The 19,723-nt window shown below is 39.9% G+C and carries 22 protein-coding genes; all 22 read right to left on the reverse strand.

Going from position 1 to position 19,723, the window contains the following annotated elements; translation table 11 throughout:
* Nucleotides 1-72 precede the first annotated feature (72 nt).
* Nucleotides 73-591, reverse strand: a complete 519-nt coding sequence (locus ACDX78_RS02105; RefSeq protein ID WP_486024949.1) for a DUF2441 domain-containing protein — start codon at nucleotides 589-591, stop codon at nucleotides 73-75.
* A gap of 75 nt (nucleotides 592-666) precedes the next feature.
* Nucleotides 667-1,086 carry a hypothetical protein gene (locus ACDX78_RS02110; protein WP_486024950.1) on the reverse strand — a complete coding sequence of 140 codons (420 nt, stop codon included), beginning with the start codon at nucleotides 1,084-1,086 and terminating at the stop codon, nucleotides 667-669.
* Nucleotides 1,035-1,229 carry a hypothetical protein gene (locus ACDX78_RS02115; RefSeq protein ID WP_486024951.1) on the reverse strand — a complete coding sequence of 65 codons (195 nt, stop codon included), beginning with the start codon at nucleotides 1,227-1,229 and terminating at the stop codon, nucleotides 1,035-1,037. Before ACDX78_RS02115 ends, ACDX78_RS02110 begins: the two co-directional genes overlap by 52 nt.
* On the reverse strand, nucleotides 1,229-4,996 hold the full coding sequence (locus tag ACDX78_RS02120) for a Gp37-like protein (protein ID WP_486024953.1): 3,768 nt from the start codon (nucleotides 4,994-4,996) through the stop codon (nucleotides 1,229-1,231). The genes ACDX78_RS02115 and ACDX78_RS02120 overlap by 1 nt, the downstream gene beginning before the upstream one ends.
* Before the next feature lies 1 nt (nucleotide 4,997).
* A complete protein-coding gene (locus ACDX78_RS02125; RefSeq protein WP_486024955.1) occupies nucleotides 4,998-6,173 on the reverse strand; it encodes a hypothetical protein in 1,176 nt (391 codons plus the stop codon).
* Nucleotides 6,174-6,425 carry a hypothetical protein gene (locus ACDX78_RS02130; protein WP_486024956.1) on the reverse strand — a complete coding sequence of 84 codons (252 nt, stop codon included), beginning with the start codon at nucleotides 6,423-6,425 and terminating at the stop codon, nucleotides 6,174-6,176. It abuts the gene before it with no gap.
* Nucleotides 6,426-6,451: 26 nt separating this feature from the next.
* Nucleotides 6,452-6,619, reverse strand: a complete 168-nt coding sequence (locus ACDX78_RS02135; RefSeq protein ID WP_486024958.1) for a hypothetical protein — start codon at nucleotides 6,617-6,619, stop codon at nucleotides 6,452-6,454.
* A 22-nt stretch (nucleotides 6,620-6,641) separates the two neighbouring features.
* On the reverse strand, nucleotides 6,642-6,842 hold the full coding sequence (locus ACDX78_RS02140) for a hypothetical protein (protein ID WP_486024960.1): 201 nt from the start codon (nucleotides 6,840-6,842) through the stop codon (nucleotides 6,642-6,644).
* A gap of 55 nt (nucleotides 6,843-6,897) precedes the next feature.
* Complete coding sequence (locus tag ACDX78_RS02145; protein ID WP_486024962.1) at nucleotides 6,898-7,746, reverse strand: phage distal tail protein; 849 nt, start codon at nucleotides 7,744-7,746, stop codon at nucleotides 6,898-6,900.
* A gap of 6 nt (nucleotides 7,747-7,752) precedes the next feature.
* Nucleotides 7,753-11,721, reverse strand: coding sequence for a phage tail tape measure protein (locus tag ACDX78_RS02150; RefSeq protein WP_486024963.1), 3,969 nt, complete (start codon nucleotides 11,719-11,721; stop codon nucleotides 7,753-7,755).
* A 20-nt stretch (nucleotides 11,722-11,741) separates the two neighbouring features.
* Nucleotides 11,742-11,891: a hypothetical protein gene (locus ACDX78_RS02155; RefSeq protein ID WP_486024965.1), complete on the reverse strand. Its 150-nt coding sequence runs from the start codon at nucleotides 11,889-11,891 to the stop codon at nucleotides 11,742-11,744.
* A 17-nt stretch (nucleotides 11,892-11,908) separates the two neighbouring features.
* Nucleotides 11,909-12,277 carry a phage tail assembly chaperone G gene (gene gpG / locus ACDX78_RS02160; protein WP_486024966.1) on the reverse strand — a complete coding sequence of 123 codons (369 nt, stop codon included), beginning with the start codon at nucleotides 12,275-12,277 and terminating at the stop codon, nucleotides 11,909-11,911.
* Nucleotides 12,278-12,401: 124 nt separating this feature from the next.
* Nucleotides 12,402-12,998 (reverse strand): major tail protein, encoded by a 597-nt coding sequence (locus ACDX78_RS02165; protein WP_486024967.1) that lies wholly within the window; start codon nucleotides 12,996-12,998, stop codon nucleotides 12,402-12,404.
* Nucleotides 12,998-13,393, reverse strand: a complete 396-nt coding sequence (gene gp17, locus ACDX78_RS02170) for a tail completion protein gp17 (protein WP_486024969.1) — start codon at nucleotides 13,391-13,393, stop codon at nucleotides 12,998-13,000. The genes ACDX78_RS02165 and gp17 overlap by 1 nt, the downstream gene beginning before the upstream one ends.
* Nucleotides 13,390-13,770, reverse strand: coding sequence for an HK97-gp10 family putative phage morphogenesis protein (locus tag ACDX78_RS02175; RefSeq protein WP_486024971.1), 381 nt, complete (start codon nucleotides 13,768-13,770; stop codon nucleotides 13,390-13,392). The genes gp17 and ACDX78_RS02175 overlap by 4 nt, the downstream gene beginning before the upstream one ends.
* Before the next feature lie 4 nt (nucleotides 13,771-13,774).
* Nucleotides 13,775-14,155 (reverse strand): phage head closure protein, encoded by a 381-nt coding sequence (locus tag ACDX78_RS02180; RefSeq protein ID WP_486024972.1) that lies wholly within the window; start codon nucleotides 14,153-14,155, stop codon nucleotides 13,775-13,777.
* Nucleotides 14,148-14,414 carry a head-tail connector protein gene (locus ACDX78_RS02185; RefSeq protein WP_486024974.1) on the reverse strand — a complete coding sequence of 89 codons (267 nt, stop codon included), beginning with the start codon at nucleotides 14,412-14,414 and terminating at the stop codon, nucleotides 14,148-14,150. Before ACDX78_RS02185 ends, ACDX78_RS02180 begins: the two co-directional genes overlap by 8 nt.
* Nucleotides 14,415-14,555: 141 nt before the next feature.
* Entirely contained in the window at nucleotides 14,556-15,797 is a 1,242-nt protein-coding gene (locus ACDX78_RS02190) for a phage major capsid protein (protein ID WP_486024975.1), read from the reverse strand.
* Between the two features lie 2 nt (nucleotides 15,798-15,799).
* Nucleotides 15,800-16,399, reverse strand: a complete 600-nt coding sequence (locus ACDX78_RS02195; protein ID WP_486024977.1) for an HK97 family phage prohead protease — start codon at nucleotides 16,397-16,399, stop codon at nucleotides 15,800-15,802.
* Complete coding sequence (locus tag ACDX78_RS02200) at nucleotides 16,380-17,609, reverse strand: phage portal protein (protein WP_486024978.1); 1,230 nt, start codon at nucleotides 17,607-17,609, stop codon at nucleotides 16,380-16,382. The genes ACDX78_RS02195 and ACDX78_RS02200 overlap by 20 nt, the downstream gene beginning before the upstream one ends.
* A gap of 228 nt (nucleotides 17,610-17,837) precedes the next feature.
* A complete protein-coding gene (locus tag ACDX78_RS02205; protein ID WP_486024980.1) occupies nucleotides 17,838-18,116 on the reverse strand; it encodes a hypothetical protein in 279 nt (92 codons plus the stop codon).
* Between the two features lie 4 nt (nucleotides 18,117-18,120).
* Nucleotides 18,121-19,722 carry a terminase large subunit gene (locus ACDX78_RS02210; protein WP_486024982.1) on the reverse strand — a complete coding sequence of 534 codons (1,602 nt, stop codon included), beginning with the start codon at nucleotides 19,720-19,722 and terminating at the stop codon, nucleotides 18,121-18,123.
* Nucleotide 19,723: the final 1 nt, after the last annotated feature.

The following is a 19,723-nucleotide window of genomic DNA, read 5'->3' on the forward strand; positions in this document are numbered from 1 at the left end:
TCAGACATCAAAAAAAGGAAGCCTGTAAGCTCCCGTATTTCCCCATATAAAAAAGCACCTCGTTTGAGATGCCTACAATACTTTTATTACTTTAGCTTTACCTGTAAACAAGTACTCTACTTTTTTATTATCTAACACATGTCCTCCCCAGTATTTATTGGCATTCTCCCTAACTTTTGATAGAGGAATCGGATTTCCTTCAACAAAAGTTGCGTCACACTTAAACACTACCCCAGTTAATGACAATTCAAGAAGTTGCACTTTATTATGCTCAAAATGCATTTTCCAGTCTTTCATACTTTCATAATCTCCAACCCAAAGAGAAGTAAATCTTGACGGTAAGTTTTCATTAATGTTTTTTCTCTCCTCTTCAAAAATTGTCTCTCTAGCATAGTGCCAGTAAAAAGTAACTGCGCTTATTAGGGCTTGTTTATTATTTATAACATTCGGTACTTGGTTTTCATATGAAGACATAAATGGATTGATTGTTTTGCCTATGTTTAAAATATCACCCTCAGATAATAAGTTATATGGATTTTGATTACTTGTTGAATTACAATGATAAAAAATTTCATTTACTACTTCTTTCATAAAAATCCCCTCCTGCCTAATTATTTCTACAGGGTGGGGCAAAAGTCCTTCTTTTTTCACACATAAAAATAACGCCTATTCAGCGTTAACCTCTTCTATAAATATTTCTTCTGCCATTTCTTCCAGTCTTTCCATAGCCTTGTTTTCTTCATATTCTTTATCACTTAATTCAAAATTCCCATTGAAACTGACAGTCCGATTATCATTCCTTGTAGTGTACGATATTTGCACACTCACTACTTCATCATCTGAGTATCTTGTATTAATACTTCTAACCTCAAAATTCAAATTAGGGACTTCATCAAGCAAATGCTGTTTTGCCATTTGTTCCAAGGTGGCAATTGATTCATTTCCTTCATATTCATCTGCAGACAAGTTAAAATTTCCATTTCCATTAACAGATCGGCTTTCAGTATTTGCTTTATACGATACCTGAACATTGTCTATTTGGCTTTCTTTGTATCTGGTGTTGATGCTTCTGACTTCGAATTGCATTTTTCATTTTCCTCCTTTAGTTTTTTAATTTCAGCTTTCAACCTTTCGTTCTCAGCCGATAAAATAGCGATACGTCTTTTTGCATTCGACATATCGCCTGACCATTCTATATTTAATTTATTGATGATTCGGTTTACATCCATTATTTCCACCTCCCTATAGCAGTCGCTGTTGTCGTCCATGTAGAAGTAGAGGGATTGTATGAACTAAAAGCAATTAGATTAACGCCTGTGGAGTTTGGTTCATTTGCAATGTCCCCCCATCTTCCCACGGAAGCCACGGAAACAGATACAGAAATAGGAAACCCACTTTGAAAGGAAGCAGGAAAAGACCATGTAACAGGGTTAGACGTCCTCGATAGAGAGCCGCTTGATTCATCTGTCATCAACTCTATATGATTGGCCCAGCATATTTGCAATCCACTTGAATAACGAATGTACTCACCATCAGCATTAGATCCTTCATCTACAATAACATCTGCTCTGCCCTCTTCTGTAAAAAAAGCGGAGGCTCTTAACGCTGCATGCTCCCACGGGTTGGCTCCAGAAAAAAAGTTAAACAAATTTTGCGGAGCGAAAAAGTTAGCCTCATTTTCTGAAACAGCAATTCTAAATAGATTGCCAAATTCATAGCTGCCTGTGGCGTTATTAAATACAGGGTTTTTCAGCGTTAGTCCTTGTCCAAGAGACTCTTGGTCGTCATAATAACTAGCATCTTCTACTCCTATAACTACACTGTCTGTTGTTATTTCTCCTGATGACACTTTACCACTAAACGTAGCATCCTTCCCAAACGTATGCCCTAGGAAATTTATCTGATCAGCGTCAAAAGTAAATGAGCCTGCTTCCTGCGTAAAGATGGAACGCACATCCCCGTCATCGACTTTACCGCTAATCTCTTCAGACATGACCGTAAACTGCGCACTGTGATCTTCTACGATGTCGTTAATCGTGTCGACATACGTGCTGTCAGCTTTTAAGTCGATTCTGCCTGCCACTTGTTCAAATTCGGATGATGCGTACTCGTAGACGTCAGTTATTTCCGCTTGCGTATCCTCCGGTGCTGGTGTCCAGTCGGTGGATTTGTTGCCTTTTTCGAGTTGTACATTAGTAAATAGAACTCCGTTACCGTTAGTATTTCCAGATTTGCCTGCATAAAATAAAAGACGGTTTGTTTCATCATTGCTAGTTGTAAAAGTTCGCATGATCTTTCCATCTCTAATTTCAAGGTCTCCGACACTTCCATTCGAATCATTACTTCCTCGCCTTTGAAGAACAGTAATTTCTGTTACATCTCCATCTGTTACTTCCACATCGGCTGATACGGTGTACACTGTATCACTTTCCAATGTTTTCGTTAGGTGCATTGAGGCGTAGTTATAACTAGTGTCTCTAGGCGTTAGTTCATATTTAGAGCTGTCTTCAATTAAATTCCGCCCACCAATCTCCAAGTTATCCAATTCCGCACTGACGTCCGAAACATCAATTACAAGACCGTCTGCGGTTTGCTCTACGGTTGATACCCTATTACTAAGATCTCCTGTAACACTATTAAAATCGGTCTGTTCTACCTTACTTGTAATATCAGATTCGGTTTGAGTAATTCTAGTTTCATGGTCTGTTAGGTCTGTAATTACATTATCCATATCAGTACTATATTCAGTTTTGGTAACCCTATCCTCAATTAAATCAGCATGCTGTAACCTTGCTGTCTCTAAATCTGATATTTCGGTACCATGGTCACTTACAGTCTGGGTGAGACTGGATACATTACCTTCTATCTCTTCAACATTTACAGATAAGGCAGATAAATCATCGCTAACAGTAGTTACATCACCTTCTAAGGTCTCAACAACTGACCGCTCGGCTTTTGCTTCAACTTCTCCGGCAACTACGGACAATTCTGCTGATAAACTACTTACGTCACCCGATACGGTATCCAAATCATCTTGATTCGCTTTTAGGCTTATTGCAGTAGCGTTTGCACTTATATCCGTTTGCGCTTGACTTACAGTATCGTCCAGATTAGATAAGTCGGTAATAGCTACGTTTAAATTACCTTCCACAGTATCTAAGTCCGTGACAACATTCGTAATACGCCCGTCATGTGCATCCAGCTCGTCTGCATTATCAGCTACTGCCTGTTGCAGATTATCAGCAGTATCTGATAAATCATTAACAGTAGCATCAATAGCTTGTACAACGTCACTGTCAGCTTTTAACTGCAATTGACCGTCAACGTACTCAACGCCTACTTTATCCGCTAAATCGTCGCCGATCTCCTGCATTTTTGCGTTATAGGCTTCCCAATCTACAGCATTTTCGTCTGTATAATCTTTAGCATTACGTTCTGCCTCATCTGCCCTGTCGTCGGCATGACCTTTAGCGTTATCCTCGGCACGATTAGCCTTATCAGTTGCGTCTTGCCCTGCATCCTCCCTGACAAATTCGTCTTGGTCTTCGGCATGCTTTTTAGCATTACTCTCCGCCTGCTCGGATTTCTGAGAAGCATCTCTTTTTGCCTCTTCATCATAAACAATGTCTTGATCATCGGCATGGCGTTTAGCTTCCTGTTCAGCTTGATATGCCTCTTCACCTGCGTATTCTTTAGATTCGTCAAGGATTTCAAGTGCCTGCTCAATACGTGCTCTTTCTTCCTCGGATAAGCGTTCATCCCCATATTCCATGGCCTCACGCATCCGTTCAACAGCTAACCGGGCAGGTAATTCCTGCTGCTCAATGCCTTTCAAATCGTCAAATTCACGCTTAATTTTGTTGATTAAAGTTGGCTGCGCTTCTCCGAAAACAGCCTCCAAGATAAACCCACCGGGCTCATGGATTTCTTTAAACTCGGTGATGGGAGCGTTCATTGTAATGTTCCACTTTTTATTAAAGACCTGTACCACATCACCTAAACGAAAATCAGTCTCATATTCAAATGGTGTACTCATGGCAAAATCATTATTGCGGTTAATGCTAGGTGTCAGTATTTGAGCTTCCAAATAAAACGTAGTCTCAAACTCTCTCATCCTACGTTGACCACGTTCAATTAACAGCTGCTCGTATTCTTCAGGTGGAAGTTCTTCTTCTGTTTCCTCGTCCGTTTCGGAAACGTCCCGGGCATCTATAAATATTTCATGCAGATCTATGCCTTTTGCTTCACCGATTTTTACAATTTTTCTTTCTACGCCTTCACCTTGACCGCCTACATAGCCAACATTTTTATAGTTTAAATCGGAATCGACAAACTGCTGCGTCTTTATTGTGGAAAAATCGGGACTAAAAAAAACAGGTTGTAAGCCTGCTTCATTTCTTTGCGTGACATTTCTCGGTTCCACTACGTCAAATATCCACTTCCTGCGTTCCATGTCAGCATACATAATCCAGCCAAGATTAGCCTGCTTACTTATCGCAGTCAGTTCATCGGAAACATTTTTAAACCGGGATTCCCATTCAACATGTGCACCTCTCTCTTGATCTGCAGCTATTTCGATGAATTCTATTTTTCGGTCAGAGTCAACCGGATTAATAAAATGATTCTCGACATAGTGCTTCATGACTGTTTCAGCGTTTCCGCTTTTACGATCGTGGGAAGTATTCTCCGGCGGTATGGTTGCACGCTGATCTAGCACGCCCTCAAGTGTTACACCTGTAATGCGCCAATTTTCGGATGCCTTTCCATTTTGATCAAGTGCTACCTCTCTATGCCTGATTAGCATCGCTTTGTCGCCACGCTTATCCAGTACAATGAGATTGCCCTTTACAAAGTATTCAGCGCTTTCGATATACTGATTAATATGCAGTTCAAAGTCTCCCACTTCATAAAAACGCGGCATAAACTGTAAGGATAAATAATTATCCGTTTCGGTGAGCATGTTTAAATTTTTATCATAAACTCTGATAGGCTGCATGTTATCGCCATCTTCCTTTTACAAAGTAACCAAGTACAACTCTTGCGCTGTCATGATTAGTTGTGCTCAAAACTCTAAAACTAGGGGTGGATGATCCTGTACTGGATGATGCAGCCCAAATATTAAATACAGACTGTTCACGTGGGAAGATATTAAAATAGTGTATTTCCTCAAAGTTTTTGTCTAATGGTAATACAAAGTTATCGTCAGCACGCCAAATATCACTGCTTCCAATTGCAGAATCAATTGCAATATTACCCAAGTCTATAACGCCATGATATTCCATTGAGCCATCCGTGTACTGTACCCAGTGATTATTTCCATGTCTGCCTTTATCAAATACCATTATTTCTTCCTGCCATCTGCCCCATATGCTAGATGACGATGTGGTATTGGACTGACGGCTAAACTTGCCGTACACCTGATAATCATTATTCTGCGACCAATCAAACACTGTAAATGTCTGAACACCGGATCCTGCTCGATCAATATTCAAGTCCACTCTTGCCCGTAAGCTTGATAGCCCTCGTCCATAATCTGAAGGACTAATGCCAATACTGTCCATCCACTCCTGCAATTCATCTCCGTTATTTTCACCGTGGAGTCTAAAGCCGTAAACTCCGGGGTCAAATGCTGAAGATGCTCTCTGCGGACTGTATATGTCCACGCTGTCAAGCTGTGACGATACTGTCGGTGTTAATCTGACACGACCACAAGCATCCGGATCCCCGCGCTCATCCGTGATCTGGGAATCATCAATAAATGATTTTCCTGCTTCAATTAATATTTGTGCAAGGGATATTTCCCAAACATAATCATTGCGTGTTAATTCAGGTGGTGACGGATTGCTACCCTCGGTACCTTTTTTGATAAACGCCCTTATATTTCTAACGTCAACATCACGATTAAGCCTTAACACAATACGGTCAATTCTGTTCTGTGTTGCGCTTGCTGTGTCGTGAGTTAAATTAAAACTTGTCGTATTTGTGTATTCATGACCTTGTATAAATGCAGAGCCGGGCTGTATGGTGACATTCATTGAGTTACTGGATGACACTGCCAAACCGTCAAAGAAACCGTCACCTAAAAAGTTTATAAAAAACTGTGCAAAGTCATTCGCTTGATAGGTTCTTTCGTCTCCGGCTACGCTATTAAAAAAACGTGATAGTTCTGCCATTTAATCACCCACTTTGTCTACGAAAATATATTTTTCATAGTTGGTTTCTTTCACGAAATCTTTTATTTCATCAATATCTTCATCTGCTATTCTTATTTTATCGAGTCCTTTATCTAAATAAACTCCTTCACAATCATTAACGATACCTTCCTTACTGCAATCACTGATAACCTCCAAGTCACCGAATTTTTCTTTTGCCTTTTCTAACAGGGAAATTAGTTCAGAGACACGCATTTGATCAACTCCTTTCAATTAAAAAAGCACCTCGTTTGAGATGCTTAAGCAGGTTGAAAATTAATATCAGTTTCTCTTATCAATCTAGCTTCTTGTTCAAGTTTTGCATGAGTTGCTTCAAATTCAATAAGCATGTTTTTCATTTCCTCATCTGAAGGCTCTTTAATGCTCGCGTGCTTTCCTACAATTTGGTCATTTTTATAAAACGTCATAATATAGCCTCTTACCATGTTTTCACTCCATCCTAATAAGATAGTAGTCTATAATGTTGTGTGGGTGTTGCTCCTTATAGCTTTCAATCATTACCTTCTCATCACCCATTTGGATGACGTCTCCCATCTCCAATTCACGATCTTTCAAGAAATCATGCTTATCTGATGTAGTTTCCAATACCATTTGGTCATCAAGATAAAATCTCATTAAAGTATTTTCCATCTTTATCACTCCTCTGTCTAATTAATTCGACAGGAAATGATAGATTCCTTTAAATTTATATCCCAACATATTGCGAATGCCACCCAATAGCCGCAATGGCTTCAGCAATACCTTCATCAGCTGTATACCGCAATTCATTCTCACCGATTTCCAGCTGCCAAAAATCAGAGTTATGGTCAAAATAGCCCATTGCCTTTATAATTTGATTCGGCCGGTGTATCTCTACACGCTTTGCTTGCGGGTTAGTGTCAATGTAAAGCACTTCCTCGGCTCCGATTCTCGTATTAACCTGCATGTATTCTCCGGTTGTACGGTTTTCAATCATTGGTCTTGTTATCGGGCCTTGTATTGTGATTATTACAGGCGCGGATGTGTCGCCGTCATTTGTAATAGTTGTAACGTCTCCCTCGATTCCAAACTGGACAGGAAACGTAAAAGGAAACGTGAATTTTCCTTCATATGCTCTGAGTGAACGAGAAACCTGCTGTGGGTCTCGCCAGTATGGGTTTGGACATTTCCAGGTGATCGAAAAATCCTGCCAAACACTTTGGCCACGTTCCGGAAATACTACCCCGCCATCTAATGCCCCGTATATTTCTTTTATGTCTCCATCAAGCTCCAAGGTGATTTTTCCTAATCCTAACTTTGGGTTGCAGACGCGTGAAATAAAACGCCGGTACTTCCTAATTGTTTCCTTATCTTTAAAAGTAATGGATCCCTCTAAATCTATAAAACGTGGTTGTAATATCGTATCGATATGAGTTTCCCCGTCCTGATAAGGACTTTTCTGCCCTTGTAAATCAGCGTTTATTTCTCCTATTCCTTCTAACGACTCAATTAAAAAAGGCGATAGATAAAAGACTATCGTTTCGCCTCTGGCGTTTTCATATGTTAATCGTCTCAATATCTATCACCTCCATTCCAATGCTAAGTGCCGAGAAGCTTGTTTTAATTTCCTTGCATTTTCAGATGGGCTTGTTGGTTCTGGGCTGTTTATAGTTATATTTTGGGTGACTCCAGATGAACTGTTTTTCTCCATTCTTTCTTTTGCCAGAAGTTCTAACAGCTGATCAAGCTTGTCTTCTAACCCGGTATGTTTTATTTCATGTTCTACTTTTAGGGTTTGCTTATTGCTACCTACCGCCATAGCGATTCCGCTTATAGCCTGTTTATACCCTTGCAGTTCTTTATTTAAAGATTCAAGAGCGTCTTTACCAACAAGGGAAGCTTTTTCAGCTGTTTCTTTTCTGCCTTTATCAATTGAATTGGCAAAACCAGCAATGAAGTTTTCTCCTGTTTCTTCTGTTTCTCTTGAAGGTGAAGCCGTTCGGATCGAACTGTTTAAAGCACTTAACGCTGTCCGCCCTAAATTCCATGCTCTATTCCAAATTGAACCATTGTTGTCATTAATATTATTTCTAAAACCACTAACAAAGTTTCTTCCGGTGCCAGAAGTATCCACACTCGCAAGCCCATCACGCCCACTCCGAGCAATGCCTGCACCTGCAGCTTCAACTTGTCCATTCCATCCAGTAAGGCCGCCTCTAAACTCTCGACCAGCTTTACTTCCACCGCCGCCGTCTGTCGTGCTTCCAAGAATCCTTGTAACCCCTGCGGTCAATCGGTTAGCAGAAGCTTCATTGTTACTTTGGGTGGACTCTAAACCGGATCGGTGAGCATCACCTTTGTTTTTACCAGCATTTTCAGATTCTGTATTACCTTCTCCGATTCCTTGAAGGGTTCTCTTGCTAAACTCACGTCCGCTGTGATTGTTAGCCTCCCGTGTACCATCTAGCCCTTTCCTGTGGGCATCACCTTTATCTTTACCGTGCTGTTCGGATGTTTCATCACCTGTACCAATTCCTTCGTTGGAAGCATTGGAAAATTGTTCTGCTGCGTTTCTCGCTTGAGACGTTGTGCTGTCAAGACCTTTAATATAATGGTCACCAGAAGCTTTACCGAGCGATTCGGTTTCCTCTTGGCTTTCCCTGATTCGCACGTTATGGGCTTCCACAATCTCATCGGCTGACCTTTGAGCGCCCGGGATTGTTTCATCTAATCCCATGATGTAATGGTCACCTTTAGCCTTGCCGGCTTCCATTGCTTCTTCTGCGCCTTCTGATAAAGCTTCTGTGGAGTCACGGTTCAACTCATCCATAAGGATTAAAGCTTCTTCGTAGGTATAACCGAGAGATTCTAAAAACTCAATCTGCTGTTCATTGGCTACGCGGTTTGTGTCGCTTGCAAACTTTTCGGTGTTGGCTAAATAATCCTCTTGCCTTTTAAGCCATCTGTCGAAGTATTCTTCGTCGGTTTCATCTCTTTCTCTTGCCACTCGACGCCCCGTTGTTGAAAGCTCTTCTTCTACTTTTCCCCGTTCTAAGATTTTCCCTGATTCCAGATCGATCAATTCTCCACGTTTGTCAACGTGCCCAGCCAATTCTTGCAGAGCATCATTACGCTGTGAGGCTGCATCCTCATACATGCCTGTTGTCATCTGCTCTAAACCTTTTAGCATTTCGGCATGAGTTTCAGCATCTATGTGCTCTTGAGCAAGCGCCTGATCCATGACACTTTTCTTATCACTGTAATGCTGCTGGATTGCCTCAAGAGATCCGTCGAAAGTTTCATTGATTCTTCCAATGAATTCTTCTACTTGATCATTCTGAATAGCGCCGCCCTGATCAATGATGCGCTCTTGTATAGCTTGCATTTCCCTTTGTGTCTGGGCGAATACTCCTGCGCCTTCATCCATGATGAGATAAGCTTCATCATATGCCTTTTGAACCTTTTCAGGGTAGTCAGCCCAATTGGCACCATATTCATCAATGATTTCATTTATGGTGTCTCTGGCACGTCTGTATTCGGCTATTTCCGAGTCAATCGTTTCAATGATATCATCTGTTATCTGTTCAGATCTTGCAGCCCCAGCTTCACCTACAGAACCATAGATTTCATTAACAACCCGCGTCAGTTCATCTTTTTGCTGTTCTAATTCAGCTATAACCACATCAGCCATATCAGCAAAAGCTTGACGTAATTCTTCTTTGGTTGCCTCTGCTTCATCACCGGACATGGTGCGAAGTTCTACCATTTTAATTTTGGCATGTTCATATAAATCAGTGTAAGCTTTCACACCTGTTTGAGTTCCTTCTGAAAGATTCTCACCATAGTTCAGTGCTTCTCTTTTAGCCTCTCTTTGGGATTCCTCTACTGCTTTGGTGTGTTGTTCGATGCCATATAATGCAGTAGCTAACCCACCTAATAAGGCTGTACCGCCGACAATCGCAACGCCGATTGGGCCAGCAAATGCCATTAATGCACCAATACCAGCAACTAAACCTGCTACGGCTGTTGTAACACCTAAAACACCAGTAGCCATTAACGCCGTCTTGGCAATCGCTTCAACTGTTTCGCTGTCCATATCAACAAGACTTTGTGTGAATTCGGTTAGCCAATCAACCCCATCTCGCACATAGGGAATTAATTTTTGACCAAGTTCAATCTGCAATCCTTCAAATGCTGATTTTAACTCAGTTACAGATCCTTGCAAGTTATCCTGCATGGTTTCAGCCATATCACTCGCTGCACCTTCAGAATTTTGTAAGTCAGTTGTATAATCCGCTAACACACCAGAACCTTGTTTTAACAAGGCTGACCAACCAGCTGTAGATTCACTACCGAAGAGTGTTGCCAGGGCTGCTGTTTCAGCTTGAGAAGACATCCCATCTAAGCCGTCTTCTAATTCAGCCACAACGCCATCAAGGGACTTCATATTCCCGTCTGCGTCAAATACATTAATTCCAAGTTCTTCAATCAAATCAGATGCTTCACCTGTGGGCTTAGATAGTCTAATTAAACCTTGTCTTAGTTGCCTTCCGGATTTTTGCCCTTGTATCCCTGCATCAGACATGACCATTACACCGGATGATAAATCTTCAATATCCATCCCTAACGTACTGGCAATTGGGGCAACAGTAGCCATAGCATCTCCCATTTGCTCAACGTTCGTGTTCGCATTTGATGATGCACTAGCTAGTACGTCAGATACCCTTCCGGCTTCTTCTGCTTCATAATTAAACCCTGATATGATATTTGAAGTTATGTCCGCAGCTCGTCCTAAATCCATTTGTGCTGCTGCCGCTAAATCCAGAAGTGCGGGCGTGGCTTCTAAAATTTGATTAGTATCAAAACCAGCCATCCCTAAGAAGCCCATTGCATCTGCTGCTTCAGATGCACCAAAAACTGTGCTGCTGCCGAGCTCTAACGCTTTCCCTTCTAGCTGTTCAAATTCATCACCTGTGGCACCAGTCAAAGCTTGGACCCGGCTCATTTCTGTATCGAAGTCAGAAGCTGTAGTTACTACACGTTTACCTAAATTCGTAAGCCCCTTGAACATAACACCCGTGGCAGCACCAACAGCAGCACCTGTTTTCGCCATTGTCTTACCAACATCACGAAACTGTTTATCAAATTCTTCATAAGTCATTCGCGTATTTTGACCTTCAGAATTCAATCGTTTAAGTTGCCCTTCATACTTTTTCATTTCAGCTTCAGTGTTGTTTAAACGGCGAGAGAGTTCTTCTTGCTTCTGTGCATGTTCTTCTTCGGTGATATTTCCTCTTTCCAGTTCTGCAGTCCAGTGCTGTTGTTCCTGTGTAATTGCCTTTACTCTGGTTTCGTACTGTCCGATAATCCCGTTAAGCTGTGTTTTCTTTGCTCCGGTATTATCTAATTTATTACCGTATTCATCTGTTTCAGCGGATGCGTTTCGAAATTCCGAGTTGATTGTTTTCATCTGATTACTAGTTTCGGACATAGCACTTTTAAACTGTGACGTGTTCGCAATCAGATTAACCCTTAAATTCCTTCCACTCATAAATTCACCCGCCTTTCTAGTTAGATTCCAAGATCATCGATATATAATTTGTCATCTTCATTACTTTCTTTTTCTTGTTTACGTCTACCAAGCAATTGCAAATGGTAGACCATATCCATGTTGTCGATATCGTTTTGCGATATACCAATATCAATTAATTGGTTGTACATGTCCATGACTGTTTCATTTATGTTTTTTTTTCGTCTTCATTCGCTGTTAAATCCACATCTTTCAACAACATTTCTGCTGCCATTGTTACTTGACCCATGACAAAATACGTACAGGCATTAACAGTTTTCATGATGTCCCTTGAGTCAGCACCTTCTTCAAATTGCTGTAGGGTGAATTGGTTGCCAAACACATCACAAACAAATTGATAATAAGAATCCAAATCAGCGATAGTCGGGATTCCTGATGTGATTTCCTCCGATATCATTCCGGCTTCTTTTAAAAGTGTGCCGCTTATCCGTTTCGGTGTAACAAATCGTTGCATTTTACCGTCTATTTCAAGTTCAATTGAAATTGGTTTATGTTCTTCTTTTACTTTTTCAGCCAATCAAACCACTCCTTAACTAAATAAAAAGAGTGAGCAATATGCCCACTCTTAATAATCAATATCTCCAATATTATTTAATTCTGTTTCTTCATCGCCCTCGCCATTTTCTGGTTCTTCGGGCTCATTAGGGTGTGGTTTCCCCTGGAAGTTCAGAGGCAACTTCTTCACCATAAACAACTTCTGCGAACCATTCATCAGATGTAACCGTCTCTGTGCTTAAACGTGCTCTCCATTCACCGTTATAGCTAAGTGGAGTAAAGCTAATAGACAGGTTAGCGTCCTGCGCCGTAATGGCTCCCTCATCTGTAGCATGTTCAATTCCCATAACAGATGGGGATCCTTTTAACAACCAGTAAAAACGCTTGCCGCCTCCCCGCAATCTTGCTTCAAATCCGAGTGCGATTTCTTTTTTAATGTCATCTTTATTAGAAAAAGTAACTCCATTTACTACTTTTTCCCCGAACATTTCTGCCTGCATATCCTCAGGAATGTCAATAGCTGCCATATCTACATCAAAACTCTCAAAGTTATCCAAATAAGCAAATACGCCATTGTCGGCATACTTCGGTGTTCTGTCCTCGTTCGGTGTACCTGATACACTTACTGCACCATCAATACGTTCAACAGTACTGTATTCAACTCCTGTGTTATCATCACTTTCCAATAAAGCAATATGGAAATTTGACAAACCGTGAATGATTTTCGCTTGTTTCTCTGCCATTATTCATTACCTCCATAAAAGTTTTTTTCGTAGCGTAAAGCCACGTGGTAAAGTTCTGTGTCTGTTTCATATAAACCTTGTTGATCGTACTTGCCGTATTCCAAAGATTTCATAATTCTATCGACAGCCTTGATCATTGCTTTTTCATGAATGATAGTTTGGCTATTGTTAAATATGCTAACTTGAAAATTAACAGTAGCTTGTGTTTCGTCATTATCTGCATGACCGGACGGGACGTTATTTAATTCCGAATAAACCACCCGCGGGAACGGTGAATCCTGTTTTGCCACAAGATTATGAAAGCCACCCTTTGATAGAGTGGCCAGTTCATCATCTTCTGTTAATGCTTGAAATAACTCGGATTGCGCTTCGTAATTTCCTAAATCTGTTGTCACGATACCACCCTCTCTAACACCCTCATCATTGCACTGGTTGCCGCCCTCTCGCTTTGAGCCCCTGAACGCTCAACTGGTCTTTGTGGCGCTTGATAAGATGTTCCGTATTCAACAAACTTCCCTCTCCACCGTAAAGACATTTTAGGGCCAACATTTATCCCCGTGCCTTCTGCTATTTTGGAAGGGCGGCCAACATTAATATTGTCTTTGATGTGTTCTCCATCGGATCCTGATCGATTCCAGTTTTGTTCTTGTTGCTTTTTAACAATTTCAGCACCATCTTTAACTGCTTCATTTTCTAATTTAGTGAGTTCATCGCTTGCCATGCGGCTAAATTGTGTTGTGAGTTCATCAAATCCGGATACGTCTAATTTCATTACCTCACCTCACCTCATTTACGATAAATTCAAATTCCGCATTTCTTTCTTCGAGATTATTCATATACTCGATTTCAAAAACGCGATTTTTATGAGTGAGTCTTAATTTCTCTCCCAGTTCATAATATTTATCTTCCACATCTTTACGATAACGGGTGTTTATTCTAGCCGATATTTCCGCTTGTTTTGCACCAGCCATAATAAACTCATTCCCCCGGATATTGCGGATCTGGGCGTAGGTTGTACCCAGATCACTTTTAACCCAATCATCAACCCAATGACCGGATTCATTCTGTACTTGTTTTACTTCTTCAAACTGTACAATTTTATTAAATCTGGCAGGGTTGTTTAATTGATTCATTGTTGCCATTGATGATCTATTCATTTTTAACCAACCCCGCTTGTAAAATCATACTTGTGAGCGTTCTGTCCAGTTCCTGTGCAATTTGAGTGTTTCTGTTTTCATACCAGTTGGTTACTAACAACAACACAATTTGCTGGTGAATATTAATCTCTTCATCAAATTGCTGCCCGGTTGCATTTTTGATATATTCTTTAGCTGTTTCAATAAGATGCAGCAGTAATTCATCTTCATAATCATAATGTTCATCTAATCGTAAAAATTGTTTTACTAATGGGAGCATTATTCATCACCCTTTAGCAATTCTGATGCATTGTCTTTCCCTTGCACCTTCTGACCATTGACTTCATACCAACCACCACCTAAATGATAGTTTGCTATGTTGCCCTCACCTTCTTCATTTTCTTCTGGTTCATCGGGCGTATTAGGGAGTTTCAGGTGCTTCAGTTACAAAGTTAAGCACAATGACAGACTTCTCATCCAGGATACGAACGTCTTGGCGTACAGCAACCATTAACGCTTCGCCAAAATGCATGTAGTTTGTCCAAGCTGCTTGATATTGAGAACGGTCAAACAGGACAATACCATCTTTTAAGTTACCAATGATGATTGTGTTTGCATTGTTATCGCCAATCATTTCATCCGGAAGAACTTCAACAGTCGCTCCAAGCAAGCGTTTTGTAGTAGGTTCTTTCACATCTGGTTGCAGTAAATAGTTACCCTCTTTATCTTTCATTTTGTCAAGAGTGGCAAATGCAGTTTTAGACACAATAGCTACGTTATGATCGTAATTCGGCAGTAATTTCAGATTGATAGCATCTTTAATACCGTCCATGCCAACTGCTTCTACCTTTTCAAATTCAAGTGTTGACGGGTTGCCGTTAACTTGTCCAGGTGTACCGTTTTTGATGGCATTAACGATCGCCTTATTACGAGTGGCGGCAACTGTACGAGCTAACCATGTCATTAATTCAGACAGAATATTAACTGCGGCATCCTCAATTGCTTCACGGGATACTAAAAAGTAACCTCGGTGTGTTCTAATCTCGTAACCTAAATTGTAAAATGGCTTAACAGCAAGTGCTGGATTCTCTGCCAGTTCTTCAACTTCTGGAAGTGCAGCGACTTCTGATTCACGAATTACCGGATATTTACCAGAACCATAGCTAACTGATTTCACCGTTACAAATCTGTCCAGGTTGTATTCCTTTTCTTTCAGTTTCATAATGCTGTTGATTACTTCTTCAGGAATAACAACAAACCCGGAATCAGTTTTTAAATTATCTCCGTCAATTTCTCTTGTTTCGAGATAACTTTTGAAAGCATCACGCTGTTCGTCATTTGGTTCAACTCTTTCTTCATTGCCATTATCAACTTTACGGAAGTTGGCAGGATCAAACTCACGATTTTCTCCCCCCTCCCGTTGTTCTCCTGGTTTAGTTCCATCGAGCGCATTCTGTCGAGCTTCAATTTCTACCTTTTCATCATTCAATTCACGTACTTCTTTTTCCAAATCAGAATACTTTGCATCGCCGCGTTTTTCATCATCCGTAAGCATTTCACGAATTTCTGCCAAACGATCTGTAATTTCTTTTAATCGTTTTCCTTCTTTATCACCATTAAAAAATTGAAGCTGCATCTTTAATCCTTTTTGTTTAACTGTCATTATTAAATTCCTCCTAAATCAATCAAAGTTTTTATTTTTGCTGCTTGCTGTTCTCGGTATTCTTTAATTTCATTGTCGTATTCTTTCATTCTGTCAAATCCGCGTGCTGAAACTTCACTATCTGGATAGGCAGGAAAAGCAACCGCAGATACCTCCAAGAGACGAGCTTTTGTGACTGTTCTCAGGGGTAAATCATCATCTGGTTCTTGGATTTCATCTGATTCAACCATAAATCCAAAGGACATTCCATCAACATCACCACGGTTAATAGTTTCATAAGCATCATTACCAAGAGTTGTTTTAGGTAAATCAAGTTCTACCCGCAAACCCGTGTCATCTTCTTTCAACCTTAAAGTGCTGTTTTTTGTTCTCCCAAGAACTTGAGAAACGTCGTGAGACCATAAAAAACGCTGATCATCATTTTTTAAAGAATCAGCGAATGCTCCTTTTTTGATTTGTTCACGAAACTTGTAAAAATAGCCAAGTACATGAGATTTCTTTTCCCATTTAACGGCATGGCCGGATAATGTCCGATTGCCATCCTCATCTTCCCTGACTTCAATATCACCTGTCACCAATTCTCTAATTTCCGTTTTGTCCATTAGCTTCACCACCTTTCATAAACTGCTTACCAGCAAAACTGACAGGCATCATGTTTCCATTAAAATAAAGCTTGTCTCCTTCTGGTTCAGGAGGCAGGTTTTCCTTACCTCTTGCTTCATTCGGTTTTAAGAATCCGCCTTGAATGCCTTCGTTATATGCTTTGTAACGTGTTTCCAAATCTGACCGAAGCATAGCATCAACATTAAACCGAATAAAAAAGCCCTCACTGATTTCTTTTTCAGTAAGAAGCTTGTAAGACATTTCCTGTTCATATCCAGTTAAAATTGGTTGTAATGTATCAGCATAAAATTCTTTGTTTTGCTGCTCTTGGTTATGATGGGTAGACCGTTCCAAGCTATTCAATTGATGCATTTTTACACCGAATGCAGAAGCAATCTGCCTTTCGCTTAACGCCTGCAACTCCACAAACTGCGAATCGGATAATGACGTGCTAATGGATTGATAATCAAATCCAATAGGCAACGGTAGCAATTGGCCAGCCTTTTCTATTCCACCAGAAACGCGACTCATTCTTTTTTGTAATTCAGTTTGACTTTGTTCATCCAAATCACCGATATATTTCACTACACCGCGAGCATGGAGACCATTTTTTAAATAATTATTAGTGAATTGTTGTGCTTCGCTGGCGTTATCAATTACGGTCTGCAGTTGTTTCCGAATTGGCATTGGATCTATGCCATCTTTTGTCATTCCGAGAAAATAAAGAACATCCTCGTAAAAAAAACGATATTGATTACCGCCCTGATGATATTCAAAGTACATCGGTGTTTTTTTGTTTTCCAACAATCCAATATCATCAACATAAGTTGTCAGATGGTCCATATCCAAAGGAATTAACGATACTGGCTCACCATTTTTATTTCTTCCAATCGCCACAACTGAATAACCGTACCAATTACGCTGATATTCGATTGTTTTCCACAGTGTGGATGCGGACATTAGCTTGTTTGGCCGCAATTTCAGCATATTGGAAAGAGCGTGATCGTCAGACTCATCATTACCCTTATGGACTTTAACAGGCAACTTGCTAACATTATCCGATAAAATGCGTAAGGAAGTGATTAGCGTTGTTTCCTTCTTGCCTTTTTTATCCATATTTACACCAAACATTGACTTAAAAACAGGAGATTCCAGCAGTTTATCTACGTCAATATCTTCTTTTTTGACTTCTCTTCCAAACAGTTTCACAAAATAATCACTCCCTTCAAATTAAATTAGATGTGGATCACCTCCTGGTAAATGCTAAGAATAAACCAAACAAAATAAGGACTGCTCCAAGTAAGTACATAGCTGCTATTACATTAATCTGATATGTCGCAACCACAATGAGAGAGAGTCCAGACAAAATAAAAAGCTCATTAATTATATTTTTAATGAACTTGGTGGTTTTCGATATTAAGTTTTTAATTAATTTCATTATGTCATCTTCTTCCCGGTAAGACGATCTACTGTGCCTAAACTTTTAGGTTTAATCTTTCCATCTTCACCAACCCAGTGACACGCATAATGTCGTTGGTATAAATCATCACTTGAAGCTTCTTCAAGTCTCGCAACGTTGAATTCCAATACTTCTGCTTGAATATTTTTATCAGTAATTAGAAAACCACTTTCTAATTCATCTTCAATTCTCTTTCTAACTTTTTCATAGCCTTGTTCATCTAAAGTTGTGTTCACTTTTATGTGCAACATCTTCATTTCATCACCTCATACTATTAGCCCATTCTTCAATGGCTTTATTCGGATCGTATTCCTGCTTTTTATTATTTGCAATCGCCCTAGTCAATCCCATCAACATAGCAATAACACCGTCAATCTTCCCCTGTTCTTTATCAAACATTATCTTTCCAGTGCTGTTTTCTTTGGCTCTCGTGCTTTCTGCCATCCAATTCATAACAGGATTATCGTTATGTCTCAATAAATCATCAAATAATAAATCGTAAAAATCGGATATAGTAGGACTAAATCCAAATCCTTGCACATGATCAACCATGATAAAACCATCATTCTGCAAATCAGAAGCAATTCCACTACTGGAAAACTTATCAAATACGATTTCTTTAATATCATAGATCCGGGACAATTCCCCTATTTTTTGCCTAACGTGCCTATGGTTAACAAAATCTCCTTTTGTAGCTTCGATATATCCCTGTTTTGCATAAGCAGGATATGGGAAATCATCTAATCTTGCATCATCCACAAGCGTATCCGCCGGCTTAAATAAATACGGTATGACATAATACTTTTCATTAACCGGAAACACCAGGACAAATGCAGTAAAGTCTTTCTGTATGGATAAATCTAATCCGGCATAACAAGGCTTACCTTTTAGGAAAGATAAATCTTCTTTTGCTGCACTCTTTTCCCAATAATCCATATTAATAGCACGCTCATTAACCAAAATAACGTGCTGATTCAGATAATATCGCCTGAACTCCGGTTCTTTTACTGGATTAAGAACAACACGTTTTGCATATCGTTCTATTTCTTCTGACTTTCTAAAGCCGCCTTCCAACAGATCAATGCCAGGATTTGCTTTAATCCATTGCTCTTTATCCATGACATCGCAATCATCATCCGCTTTAAAAATGGCGCTGTAAAATGCATTATCTTCAATCTCTCCATTACGAACACTTTGCGCATATTGAAACTTTTCATACTCCAAATTATGTTTGTTTTGACCATCTGAAGCTGTGGTAACGCTAAAAATTAATGGAGCATCACGCTGCCCCATTCCAGTTTCAAGCTTCACGAATGATTGGCCGTGCGTTGTGTCCTCGTGGGTTTCATCTACCAATGCAACGTAAGGCTCAAATGAATCCAGCCTACCCGCATCGGATGACATTACTTTGATATAAGATCCGTTTTTTCGAATGATTTCACGTCTACTGTCAACGATACGGCAATACTTCATAAGTGTTTTATTATTCTTGACCATGAACTTAATCATGTTATAAACGTTAGAAGCTTGATCGCGGCTGTTGGCCACAATGATATTTTGTTGCCCTGGTTCTTTATCGGTAAAAAATATATAAAGCATGATCAATGCCACAAGGAATGACTTTGCATTCTTCCTTGGCATAGTAATAAAGACTTCACGAAATCGCCGGGTGTTATCTTTCACTCTTTTTATGGTCAGTATTTCAATTGCTATTTTTAACTGGAACATCATCAGCTGAATTAATACACCAGCATACGGCAGCTTTAATTTTCTGTAAAACCGGTGGAATTTTTCCGCTTCTTTTTCATCAAAATAATAATCTTCTGTTAGATATTTTTCATCAACTAGTTTCTTTAATTTCATA

Source organism: Virgibacillus oceani, from assembly GCF_041521345.1.
Lineage (GTDB): Bacteria > Bacillota > Bacilli > Bacillales > Amphibacillaceae > Virgibacillus_N > Virgibacillus_N oceani_A.

Bases quoted from the DNA above. Each gene is read 5' to 3' on its own strand.
- ACDX78_RS02205 (WP_486024980.1), bottom strand. From the start codon at position 18,116: ATGAAGATGTTGCACATAAAAGTGAACACAACTTTAGATGAACAAGGC.
- ACDX78_RS02115 (WP_486024951.1), bottom strand. From the start codon at position 1,229: ATGGATGTAAACCGAATCATCAATAAATTAAATATAGAATGGTCAGGC.
- ACDX78_RS02140 (WP_486024960.1), bottom strand. From the start codon at position 6,842: ATGGAAAATACTTTAATGAGATTTTATCTTGATGACCAAATGGTATTG.
- ACDX78_RS02165 (WP_486024967.1), bottom strand. From the start codon at position 12,998: ATGGCAGAGAAACAAGCGAAAATCATTCACGGTTTGTCAAATTTCCAT.
- ACDX78_RS02210 (WP_486024982.1), bottom strand. From the start codon at position 19,722: ATGAAATTAAAGAAACTAGTTGATGAAAAATATCTAACAGAAGATTAT.
- ACDX78_RS02180 (WP_486024972.1), bottom strand. From the start codon at position 14,155: ATGAATAGATCATCAATGGCAACAATGAATCAATTAAACAACCCTGCC.
- ACDX78_RS02150 (WP_486024963.1), bottom strand. From the start codon at position 11,721: ATGAGTGGAAGGAATTTAAGGGTTAATCTGATTGCGAACACGTCACAG.
- ACDX78_RS02190 (WP_486024975.1), bottom strand. From the start codon at position 15,797: ATGACAGTTAAACAAAAAGGATTAAAGATGCAGCTTCAATTTTTTAAT.
- ACDX78_RS02105 (WP_486024949.1), bottom strand. From the start codon at position 591: ATGAAAGAAGTAGTAAATGAAATTTTTTATCATTGTAATTCAACAAGT.
- ACDX78_RS02110 (WP_486024950.1), bottom strand. From the start codon at position 1,086: ATGCAATTCGAAGTCAGAAGCATCAACACCAGATACAAAGAAAGCCAA.
- ACDX78_RS02185 (WP_486024974.1), bottom strand. From the start codon at position 14,414: ATGCTCCCATTAGTAAAACAATTTTTACGATTAGATGAACATTATGAT.
- ACDX78_RS02120 (WP_486024953.1), bottom strand. From the start codon at position 4,996: ATGCAGCCTATCAGAGTTTATGATAAAAATTTAAACATGCTCACCGAA.
- ACDX78_RS02175 (WP_486024971.1), bottom strand. From the start codon at position 13,770: ATGAAATTAGACGTATCCGGATTTGATGAACTCACAACACAATTTAGC.
- ACDX78_RS02195 (WP_486024977.1), bottom strand. From the start codon at position 16,399: ATGGACAAAACGGAAATTAGAGAATTGGTGACAGGTGATATTGAAGTC.
- ACDX78_RS02125 (WP_486024955.1), bottom strand. From the start codon at position 6,173: ATGGCAGAACTATCACGTTTTTTTAATAGCGTAGCCGGAGACGAAAGA.
- ACDX78_RS02155 (WP_486024965.1), bottom strand. From the start codon at position 11,891: ATGTACAACCAATTAATTGATATTGGTATATCGCAAAACGATATCGAC.
- ACDX78_RS02135 (WP_486024958.1), bottom strand. From the start codon at position 6,619: ATGACGTTTTATAAAAATGACCAAATTGTAGGAAAGCACGCGAGCATT.